Below are 10,827 nucleotides of genomic sequence, written 5' to 3' on the forward strand. Positions count from 1 at the left end.
GAACCCGCAGCCTCGTCTTTTTCCGCCTCGGTCATCGGAGATAGTGTCCATCATCGATAGTGGACACGATCCCCGCGCCACGCGCACGACTATCGCCGCCGTCAGCCCCAATCGCCAGACGGCCCTCGGCGGAGGCTTACATCACACCTATGCAAACTGCCGTTACAGCTTTCCCGGGGGCCTTGGCACCGGCAACGGCTATTTCCGCGGCTCCGGGAGCTTTCATCAGAAACGTTGTGACATCATCTCAACAATACAGTCTCGGAATTGGAGGCTCGCTTTCTTCCGATGCAAACAGAATAGGAATTGTAAGCTATTATTACACAGTACAGGAACTGCTAAACGATCATCGGCCATGTGCGTTCCGAGAGCATGGCCCAGACCTAGAGGCGGCAGCTAGCTTTCTCATCTCCAACAGCGATTTGAAAATCGGAGATTGGCTCGAAGCTAGCACACAGTTGGACAGAGCCGTTGCGGGAGTAAAATACCCTACTGATCCGGCTGGTCCATTTAAGCAAAACGTTATTTCTCATCATATAAAATTCGAAGTTGTTTCGAGCGGAAACATTACCCCCACGTGGAAGCTCGTTCGCGTCTCTGCAAATCCGACGGGGAACCTGTTTAACACCCAAAGAGCTCGTACTCACGACCTCTTACTCACGTTTGGACCAACGGATAGTAAAACTAAGCAACTAACTACACCTGCTGCAAACACGGTTCTCGCTGAACAAATAGGGATTTCAGTTTCCAACCACGTTCAAATTAATTTGGGACAATAGCTAAGCGAGGCGGTTTCGCGCCATGCGATGAAGGAGCGATGCGACAGCTGTGAGAACGATCTGTTCAAGGCGCGTCTCGATCAGATCGCAGACACAAACCATCCCCTGGCAAAGCTTTCGCGCGCGATCGACTGGCGCTTTCTCGAAGCGCGGTTCGGCGCAGTCTACGCCGACGTTCCCTGTCGTCCGCCCTTGCCACGCGTCTGATAGCCGGGCTCGCGATCTTGAAACGCACAACCTATCTGAGGAGGCTTCGTGCGAGCGCTGGGTCGAGCCCCCTACTCCAGAAGGCCCCGATATCCGGAACCTTCACAGTTCTCCACACGCGACGAAAGACGGAGCTACCGGCAGTGCGGCGGGCCCTCTCCGTCTCGATGATAGTTTGACTACTCGCAATACCACACCCACTTGCCACCAATTAACTTCCAATCGCACTCAAGCGGTAATGGGGTTCCCCGCGCCGACGCAAGGGCGCGTTCGGACATGGCGAATGGGCCGGATGGAGCGGAAACGGGTGCCGCCACCACTAGCGGTCGATCCCGCCAAGCACCGATCGTGTTGCCTCTTTCATTTGTGTAGTAGCCTTGCACGACGTAACGTTTAGGTTCGGAGGGCGGGCCCCAGGGCATGAGGATCCATGCCTCGAGATCACCGTTTTCGTTGCCCTCGTCATCAATCCAGCCCTTGCCTGGAATTTTGTCGGTGCAGGCCTCGGCGAGCCCGTGAGCGTAGGTAGCGGTGAACATATCTAAGTCGCGGTCTCCACCGTCGGGAGATTCGGGGGCGGGGAGCACTGCGTAGGCGACATCAACACGCCCGTGCGTAAGCGTGTCGTGGTAACCACAAAATGATCCGCAAGAGCTGGGACCGTCTGAGAACTTCGATGGGATGCCAGCAGGCAAAATCAGAAAGATCAGCGTGTGTTCGTCTGCATGCAGTGTGCCTTTGTCTAGAAGATTGCGTATGGTCTCACGGGCATCTTCGTCAGAAAAAGCGGGGCCCGCAGGTCGCGACGCTTGCGCCGATCCCAAATACACGCCTGAGCCCGTTCCATAGCCGAGTTGTAGGAGCGGGTCGAGATAACCGTTTTCCACGATGGCCCTGCTAAATTCTTCGAAACGCTTTTGATCGCCCCAAAATTGGCCCAAATATAAATTGGTCACATGAGGAACGGCTATCTGGCTGCCGGCTACGTTCCGAAAGTTCCTGGCTCCTAGGGGCCCCGTCGGAGCTTCGAGAGATTGGGTCAATAACTCCAGTTCTTCCGCCGGTCGTTCGCTACGAACGGAATGTCGGATGGAGCCCCGCGGAGGGACAATCTGCATCACGTTCTGCCGAGGACCCACTCTCCGGAGGTCGAACAGCAACCCGCTCTTCTCTTCCGTGATGGTCTCCGTGTGCACATTAGCAGCGCGCGCTTTCGGAGCGCGACGTTTCGCTGCGATGCGCTCGCCATCCGCGTCCGCCCCCAAATCGGCATCAAGTGTTCGCTTAGCCATAATCCCCTCCAATTGAACTTTGCTTTTTGGTGCAATAGTGCCTTTTGACGATTGGGATTGCTCCGACTGCTGGTTCAGCGCAATCAAGCGATGCTACTTCAGTTTTTCGCTTGCGAAAATGGGCACGTGGAACGCATCGCGGGCTCGAGAAGGCGACTTGCATACTCAATGAATTGGCAACCGAAGACATCCGAGTGATCCCGGAGAGCTTGGGACGGCCGCAGGCCGATCCGAGCTGCGACGAAATCGATGGCAACGGTCATGCGATTACAAGCCGGCGCTTGTCTCCCGTTGGTCAGCTTTGGAACAGCTTTCGCACTGGTGACGGAAGAACCCTGTCTGTCCGGCGTCAGGGCCTTTGAGACAAACTGGGCGAATTGCTGAAAGGAGGATTTCTGGCTCATCGTAACCGTCAGGGAGTGAAGATGAACCAGAAATCCTATAGTCGTCTGAACGGCTTGTGAGAGACACTCTGCCGCGCGACGCGTCGGCATTATTCGGCCGAGGAGAAAATCCGCATCGTGCTGGATGATCTGCGCGGCGAGCACAGCATCGCCGAGCTGTGCCGGCGCGAAGGCATCGCCGAAAGCCTGTATTATTCCTCGTCGAAGGAGTTCCTTGAGTCCGGCAAGCGGCGCCTCGCCGACGACACCGAGCGGGCGGCGACGACGGACGAAGTCAAGGGTCTGCGACGGCAGGCCAAGGAGCTGAAAGAAGTCGTCGCCGAACAGGCGCTCGAGCTGCGATTGCTTAAAAAAAGCATGATTGCGGATGGGGGAGGCGAGGAATGAGATATCCCGCCTCGGAGAAGCTGGAGATCATCCGCCTTGTTGAGCAGTCGCATCTGCCGGCAAGGAAGACGCTGGAAAAGCTCGGCGTCGCACGCGCCAGCTTTTATCGCTGGTGTGATCTTAACCGATCCGGCGGCTTGGAAGCTTTGGCCGACAAGCCGTCCCGACCGTGGCGCGTCTGGAACCGCATCCCCGATGAGAGACGCGACGAGATCGTGCAATTGGCGCTCGATGAGCCGGACCTGTCGCCGCGAGAACTCGCGGCGCGCTTCGTCGACACAAAAGGCTATTTTGTTTCGGAAGCCTCGGTCTATCGCCTGCTCAAGGCGCATGACCTGATCACCAGCCCGGCCTTCATCGTCGTCAAGGCGGCGGATGACTTCAAGGACAAGACCACGGCGCCCAATCAGCTCAAGCAGACCCAAGGCAAGATCGAGCGCTGGCATCAGACGCTCAAGAACCGCATCCTGCTCGAAAACTATTATCTGCCCGGCGACCTGAAGGCGAAAATCGCCGCCTTCGTCAATCACTATAATCATCGCCGCTATCACGAGAGCCTGAACAACCTCGCGCCCGCCGACGTCTACTGCGGACGCGGCGCAAAAATCCTGCGTGAACGAGAAAGGATCAAACGTATCACCATCCAAAATCGACGCTTGCAACATCAAATGACCGCCGCATAAACTCAATCGTCAGATGAGCCGCGTCCTCCGTTAAATCGCAGCCCCGCCTGTCTCAAATCATTCGACGAAAGACACAACCTCGTGCCGAACGGGTTGTCGAGGGGTGGCAAAGATTATCTGCTCAGAGTCGAAAAGATCCCCGATGATAGTGCTTGAAGCTGACGAACCAAATGCGATCGTTGACTACCGTAATACAACTTATTTTGCCTAGCGGTAGGAGCTGCCGAGACGTTGAATAAGGGTGCCCAATATGTAGGGTCGTGCTTCTTCCTGAAAATCCAGATCCGGCAAGCGGTGTCTGATTAAGCCTTCGAACATCGCCAGCGCCCAAATCGCAGATATAAAGCCTGGAGATCCGTAGAGCCGATTGCGTCGTTGAAGCTCAAGAACCTCGTGCACAAATCTAACAACAAGAAACTGCCCGACCGGCAGGCCGGTGTTGCGATTCACTAGGTTCCTCACCTCGGAAAGCAGTTGTCTTTGATCTAGATCGGTCGGAACCGTTGATGCACTGCGGACAATGGCTGCAGCTGCTGCATTCGCGTCGCCAGTGGCGAGCGCCACAAAGAAGTCTTTGAAGCATTCGCGATCCTCCCGCGAAAGTCGCGATACGAGACCAGCATCAAACAAGCAGATGGTTCCGTTCGCCCGTAGGTGGACATTGCCTGGGTGAAGGTCGCAATGAACCAATCCTTCGGAGAAAATCATGCGATAGAGCTGGCGTAGCAGATGAACTGACGCCGTCTTTAGCACCTCTTCGGAAATGGATGGCTCCGCAATCGTTTGACTATCGTCGATATACTCCATGAGAAGGACATTGCGCATCGGACTGAAGCCACTGCCAGGAGCGGGGACTTTGACATTCCTGCATTGAGCCAGCATGCGCGAAAAATCTCGCAGATTCGCCAGCTCTTCCACCATATCAGTCTGTGCGGTGATCAACTGGGAAATCTGTTCGAAAGCTGCTTCGAGCGGAAGCCCTTCGGCGTACTTCGTTCTTGCTATCCACTTCACCATCAGGCGCAGACACATAATGTCGCGTTGGATCGCATCCTGAACCCCAGGGCGAATAACCTTTACGGCAACGACTTCACCGTTGAGAAGCTGTGCAACGTGCACCGACGCGATGCTGCCGCAGGCGATTGGGCGTTCATCAAATCGCAGAAATATCTCGCTCACTCGCCTGCCAAAGGCTTCTTCAATGACCTTCCTTACATCTTGAATACGCGGCGATGCTACACCTTCCTGAAGACGGGAAAGCGGCGTCAGGATAGCTTGAGGGAATACATCGCAGCGATAGCTCGCGATCTGGGCGAACTTCACGAAAACCGGTCCAAGCCCTTCAGCTGCCTTCGCCAGCGCCGTGCCAACGAAAGTCTGCCATCTGTGTTGTTCGCGGCTACGCCTAGCCAGAGCAAGCTGTACTGCAACCACGACAAACGCTCGTGCAACGACGAAAAGAATCTGCGAAGCTCTCATCGCGACTATAGCTACGCTTGCGTGTCGTAAAGGCATCTTCTTGGCTTCATCCCTTTCGAATCGCAGCTCGCGTTAATACTCAACATTAGGGTCGTAAGGTTTGAAATGGGGGGGGTCCCAGCGCGGGTCATCGTGCTTCAGTGGCACAGTTCGCCAGTAGCGCGCAAAATTTACTCCTGCCCTGTACTCCGCCGACGTTATTTCGTGCATGCCGGTGCAATGGCCGGGTCCGAATTCCAGGTACTTCTCAATCACGTGTCCGACATGCGGCTTGTCGAACGCGACAGTGACATCCCGAGGGGGCACTTCGACTGTGCCGACAGCTATGGCAATTCCGGCATTATCTTCAACGACCCGCTGATGGTTTATGCCGATGTTGTAGTTGATGGCGTAGGTAATCCTTGCCGGGAAGTCTGCTGAATCAAACGGGTACCCGATGTCCGGCGCTTGATCTGCGGTGCCAAGGCTTCGCGCCGGACTACTGAGCTCGAGATACCCGTTGAATCGTTTGCTTCCGGTGCGCCTAAGAACGTCACTCACGTAATTCGTGACGCCTGAGGCGTCGCGAAACTCATCGTTTAGCCGCCATCGTATTTCGAGCGGCTCGCGGGGACGGTAGAGAGATGAGAGGACTGTATTTCCGCGCAGCTGGGTGAGGCTTGACTCGAACCCTCGCACCGGCAGCGTCGCCCTGAAGGTTCCTGGCAGGGCTCTGGCGGTGCCAGGCTCAATCAGTGGATCGAACGTCGTGACGGCCACAAGGTATCGTACTCGGTCCTCGGCGCTGCTCAGATTGAAAGCGCCATGAATATCTGGCTGTTTCTTGTGAAAGATCATCAGGGACGCGTCTTTAGAAAGCTTATTCTCTCCACGTTTGGTCGCGGCGTCGTATAGATAGTCGATGTCCTTCTGAATGCCCTTCAGGTCTTCCGGCAGCAGAATTTCCCAGTAAAGGAGTTGGTGGGGGTGCCCGTAAAACCAGCTGTCGGTGCCGCGCGCGGCAATTTCGTTCCAGGTCCGGAGAGAATGGCTCGTGAAGTTGCGGATATCGATATCGCGTTCATCGCCGAACAGGTCGGCGGCATGTGCCTTAAGGAGAGGATCGAGTCTGACCCGGTAGTGGTTGGCGACGTTGAATGTCACCGTGGCCGGAACATAGTCGGCTAAGCCGTTGTCGAGTGTAACGAGCCTTCCGCGCGGATCCTCAAAGAACAAGATGTTCAGCATCTCGCTTGTTCCATGAAGGTCCCAGTCTCGAATGGTGAATTGAAACTCGCGAGTGCCAAGGTTGTTATAGTATGGCGGATAAATCTCAAGACGCATGAATGCCTTCAGCTTGATCTCCTGGGACATCCATGGGCCGCTCGGTGTTGCGCGCGCCTTCATTGGGATCGTGATCGTCGAGCCCTCGAACTCAAGGAAGCTTTCCTCCTGGTTCAGTCGACGAAAGGTACGATATGGACCCGAGATAATAGGCTTTACCATTCGACGTTCTCCCGACAATCGCTGTACTGCAATCCGTCTCGAACGAAATTCTCGATCGCCACATGATAACGCGAGCGATGGTCAGGGAATGCCCATGCAATCACGAGAAGATCACGCAGGAAACGACTAAGTCCAGGCGACAGTTCGCAAGTGTCTCAAATGAACCCAGTAGTCCCAATCTTAAATTCGTTGTGAATGCGACGGCAAAAACTCGGCAACGATCGGCTCGCTCGTCGCCTAGCGGAAATACTCCCGCAGCGTTCGCCTAATGGTCTCACTGCTGAAACTCGGCGCGGGGATACCGCCGTGTAGTCCTGCAGGATCTCAGGCCCGTCTGCGCAAGTCGGGAAGACCGAGTTCGGCCAGAGCGAGCGCTTGTCCGAGCTATGGTAGCATTAAATGCGGAATCTATTCGCCGTGGAGCGAGACAAGGTAGACCAGTCCGGCTGGGTCAACGAACCAGAATCCCTTAAAACCATCCGGGAGACGTTCGAGATGGGATGGGACGGTACCGCCCATGGACTGCAGGTATCGTTTGGCCTGTTCGACATTGTCGGTATTCAGTTCAAGCCAAACATCCGGTCGAGCCGATCCTTCGGCCTTGTCGAGCCAAAGATAAGTGAACGGCTGCCGATCGTCGAACCGGAAGCAGACCTGTCCATCCTGCCTTTCAACCTGCGGAAGCTTAAGAACATCGCGATAGAACGCGACAGTTTGCGAGTACGAGTGGTCAGGAATTTTGAGCGCGATATTCCTTCCGCCTCTGATCTTTAACCCGTCTATGTCGAGCATGGTGGTCTGCCTCTAGGAGTGCACGAAGGCCGGAAATGGTAGGATAGAACAAATACGCACCTCCGGTGGTGACCACAAATCGGTCCTTAATCCGCACCGATACTTCCTGGAACCCACCGCTATCGCGGGCGAATGAAAAATTAAAGGGTCGTTCGTTCAATCCGAATAGCGGCGTTGCAGCCGTAGATATCTGTTCCCAGGGAGTCTCGTCAGGGCCCAGCAACTCTTCGAATTGCTGTTCGATCGAGGCCTGAAATGAAAGAAAGAGCAGCCCGCGATCGCCAGGCAAGGGGTATGGCGCGCCAAACGGGATGCCGCGACGCAGAATTCGTCGGGGCTGCCCCTTACCTATTGCATCGTCGCGCCTCAACGCCAACCGAACATGAGAATCGATCGGGCATTTCACACCCATCGGATCATCCTGATATCCGAACAGGTTGTTTCTTTCGTCGTCTCGGCCGAGTGCCGGATCATCCGCATTGGGACTCAAGGACAACGGTGCCCCGCTGGTCCAGCGGCCGAAAATTCGCGCTCCAATCGCTGATGGCGAAACCCTGGTACCATACCGACGGGTTAGAGCCTCGGCGGTCGAGGTACAGACACGACGAAAAGCGCCAACGTCTTGAGCGAGGCGTTCATACACGGCAAAAGTGCCGTCGCTAGCCCAGGTGGGGAAGGTTACTCTCGTCTTCCCGTGCTCGCTGAACGCGAATAGCTCGTCCGGCGCGATCACATCAGTTATCGTGCCGGGAGTAGGAGTACCGATCGACTTCGGTTGTGATATTCCATCTTTGTAACCAAAATGTTCTTTTCCGGCCAATGGTCCTTCAAGGGCACTGCCGATGTCATAGTGGATCAAGCGAGCCGCATCTCCAATGTCACCAACGATCTGGCGCATTGCTTGAATCAAATCGGATTGGTCATCACATCCTAAATGCAATAAGACGTCTGCGGCCGTGCCCGCTCCTCCGACCAGCCAACTGTTCGGATTTGCTGGGTCTCCTGGTTGAGTGGGGCCGTCCGTAATGTGTGCCCTTGCTGCTAGTCCGCTTGTGAAGGCTCCGCTCCTCAACAGAGAAGGGTCCTGTCCGAGCTTTTGCAAGCCGCTCGATGTAAGGCCAATATTTAGCCAAGTTGAGGTGGGACGCGATCCGACTTGCTCCTGCCTCCATACCCGCAGTTCGGCTCGGAATTGCAATACATCCTTTTGCGAGGTGACGGATCGGCACAATTTCACCAGCCAATCATGAGAGCGTCGCAACTCGAAAAATAGAAACACCTGCTTCGGTTTTGCGAAACCTGGCATGACGTTTCCCTGCAAATCTGGAAACTCGATAGCCATGATGCCCTCTGACTAAATGACGTTCTGTTCGACTCCGATCGGGGGTACTACCGTAACGCTCTCGATGCCATCGTATGAGTCGAGCATGCCACGCCAGCCTCCCGCCACCGGCCGGAAATCAAGCGTCGCCACAATTTTGTTAGTGTCGAGATTGTAACCAATGATCTCTTTGCGAACCGACTCCCCAAACCAGAGCATATCGCCCGCGACATCACCGTTCGTATTGTAGAAGCGCGGATCGTCCGCGCTTGATTCAAATATCTTTCGCATATCTTTTGATTTCTTGTTGATGATGAATACAGCGCTATTTCCTCTTACGTTCGGCCACTCGCAGCGAAAAACAACGAGTTCATCTGGCTTATTCGACTGAAGCATTCCAACTATCTGACCGGAATTCTTGCCCGACCAGGGCAGGAATACCGACTGCTTCCCGCCCTTATCAACTTTGATGATCTCGCCGTCGTTCTGCTCAGTCATATCTGCGTTCGCAACCCATATGGTGCCATCCGCGTCCTCGACTGCGCTTACCGGTACAGTGAAGAGACCGTCCTTCGAGATTACTTGGAGGTCGCCAGTCTTCTTGTCGACTGTGTACACACATCCCCCTGGCTCAAAGCCCTGAAAGTCGGAGACCAAGAGCTTGTCGTCCTTAAGCATCTGCATGCCATGCGGATCGATCACATTGCCGACGCCCGGCAACTTGGTTTCTACCAGCGTCCGCATTCGGCCACGCCGGTGGTCGATTTGTACGATGGCCCCCCAATAGTTAAATCGAGCTGCAGGCGGAGCGTATCCAGGAGGTATTTCCCCTCGAGTACTCTGAAGAGTTCCGGAGACAGAGCAATAGATTGTGCCGTCAGCATCGGCGATCGCTCGCCACATAAAGGTGCGCGGCCCCCACTTCAAGGTGAATAGGAGAGTTGCGTCTCCCGTTCGGGGATCGACTTGATAGCAAGTACTTGTCGCGAGATGCACAACAAGAAGGTGTCCCGGTACAAGTTTGGGAGCGTTATTCATGTCCGCCCACAGTTTGTATTCGGTCGGAAACAAGAGGTTAGGGTTATCGCTTGGGCCCCAAGGGTCTCTCCGTTCCATTCCACCACCCCATTCGGCGTCATGTCTATCCGTGCCCCACTCGTCTCCTGCACGTGCGGTTGGACTCGACCCAATCATTCCGCGTAGGATCCCGGCGAGATCCTTGCCAAGTTCTTCAAACTTGCTGGCCATAACAGCTGCCCTTTCACCGAATGCGCTGGAGCGGATCAAATGGATCGGCGCTTTCTGCGCCGGTCAGGTAGTAGTCTAGGTAGCCGTCCGTAGTCCCGTGGCAGCGCTCTGTGTTAACATCTAATAGGCCGTCGCCGTCGAGGTCTGACAGCTTTCCTTTGAATGTTCCTGATAGGAAGGTATTGGTTAGGTTGCCAACCTTCGGATGGTGCGGGTCAATCAGCTGGACCTCGCCGGGACCAATTTTCATACCCTGGGAAATCAGCCGCTCGACGTTGGTGTATGCGAGCCCCATGTATATACCCCGCACTGATTCTACGGCCTTGGACGCCACAGAGAATGCGCGTTGACTTCCGGCGAGCGCCAACGGCGCAGGAACGCGGATCGTTGCTGCCGTGCGTGCCGCTCCCACAACGACGTCTCCAATGGGATCTCTCTCAGTCGGATCCTCGACTTTGCCGCCGGGAAAGAAGGTGTGATGCCCGACACCATTGTAGACGTGGTGCGACAATGTCTCTGTTATCTTGAATGTGGCACCTCGAAACTTGTAGATCTCATAGTGATCCGTCCCATCGGGATGGAGTTCCTTGATTCGCTTTTCGATAATCAGAGTAAGCATCCGGTGAGGCACGTGGGCTGATCATTTTCAGCCAAGGACGGCTGCGCGTAGATCAGGCGGCGAGCTTTTTGGCTTGTAGGTCGGCGGCCCAGCGCCACGGTAGCAAGGCGGCGAGATCGGTTATCTTGTGA

General features: G+C 55.3%; 7 protein-coding genes and 2 pseudogenes. 2 read left to right on the top strand and 7 right to left on the bottom strand.

All coding sequences use genetic code 11. The features are described 5' to 3' along the window. Positions 1–806: 806 nt before the first annotated feature. Positions 807–1,059: pseudogene (locus ACR65W_RS20350) on the top strand (IS5/IS1182 family transposase); the annotation flags it as partial. A 106-nt stretch (positions 1,060–1,165) separates the two neighbouring features. Here ACR65W_RS20350 and ACR65W_RS20355 read toward each other — a convergent pair. Next, positions 1,166–2,365 carry a hypothetical protein gene (locus ACR65W_RS20355; RefSeq protein WP_434498853.1) on the bottom strand — a complete coding sequence of 400 codons (1,200 nt, stop codon included), beginning with the start codon at positions 2,363–2,365 and terminating at the stop codon, positions 1,166–1,168. Positions 2,366–2,754: 389 nt separating this feature from the next. Between ACR65W_RS20355 and ACR65W_RS20360 the strand changes: the two are divergent. Next, positions 2,755–3,752: pseudogene (locus ACR65W_RS20360) on the top strand (helix-turn-helix domain-containing protein); the annotation flags it as partial. A 207-nt stretch (positions 3,753–3,959) separates the two neighbouring features. Here ACR65W_RS20360 and ACR65W_RS20365 read toward each other — a convergent pair. The 6 genes from ACR65W_RS20365 to ACR65W_RS20390 all read right to left on the bottom strand — a co-directional run bounded on the left by ACR65W_RS20365 (position 3,960) and on the right by ACR65W_RS20390 (position 10,696). Next, positions 3,960–5,186 (bottom strand): ABC1 kinase family protein, encoded by a 1,227-nt coding sequence (locus tag ACR65W_RS20365; protein ID WP_434498847.1) that lies wholly within the window; start codon positions 5,184–5,186, stop codon positions 3,960–3,962. Between the two features lie 117 nt (positions 5,187–5,303). After that, on the bottom strand, positions 5,304–6,716 hold the full coding sequence (locus tag ACR65W_RS20370) for a hypothetical protein (protein WP_434498848.1): 1,413 nt from the start codon (positions 6,714–6,716) through the stop codon (positions 5,304–5,306). 408 nt (positions 6,717–7,124) lie between these two features. Further along, positions 7,125–7,508, bottom strand: coding sequence for a VOC family protein (locus ACR65W_RS20375; RefSeq protein ID WP_434498849.1), 384 nt, complete (start codon positions 7,506–7,508; stop codon positions 7,125–7,127). Beyond that, positions 7,447–8,850 carry a Dyp-type peroxidase gene (locus tag ACR65W_RS20380; RefSeq protein WP_434498850.1) on the bottom strand — a complete coding sequence of 468 codons (1,404 nt, stop codon included), beginning with the start codon at positions 8,848–8,850 and terminating at the stop codon, positions 7,447–7,449. Before ACR65W_RS20380 ends, ACR65W_RS20375 begins: the two co-directional genes overlap by 62 nt. A gap of 12 nt (positions 8,851–8,862) precedes the next feature. Next, positions 8,863–9,573 (bottom strand): hypothetical protein, encoded by a 711-nt coding sequence (locus ACR65W_RS20385; protein ID WP_434498851.1) that lies wholly within the window; start codon positions 9,571–9,573, stop codon positions 8,863–8,865. Positions 9,574–10,090: 517 nt separating this feature from the next. After that, positions 10,091–10,696, bottom strand: a complete 606-nt coding sequence (locus tag ACR65W_RS20390; protein WP_434498852.1) for a hypothetical protein — start codon at positions 10,694–10,696, stop codon at positions 10,091–10,093. Between the last annotated feature and the right edge of the window lie 131 nt (positions 10,697–10,827).

The organism is Methylocystis sp. (assembly GCF_051062815.1).
Lineage (GTDB): Bacteria > Pseudomonadota > Alphaproteobacteria > Rhizobiales > Beijerinckiaceae > Methylocystis.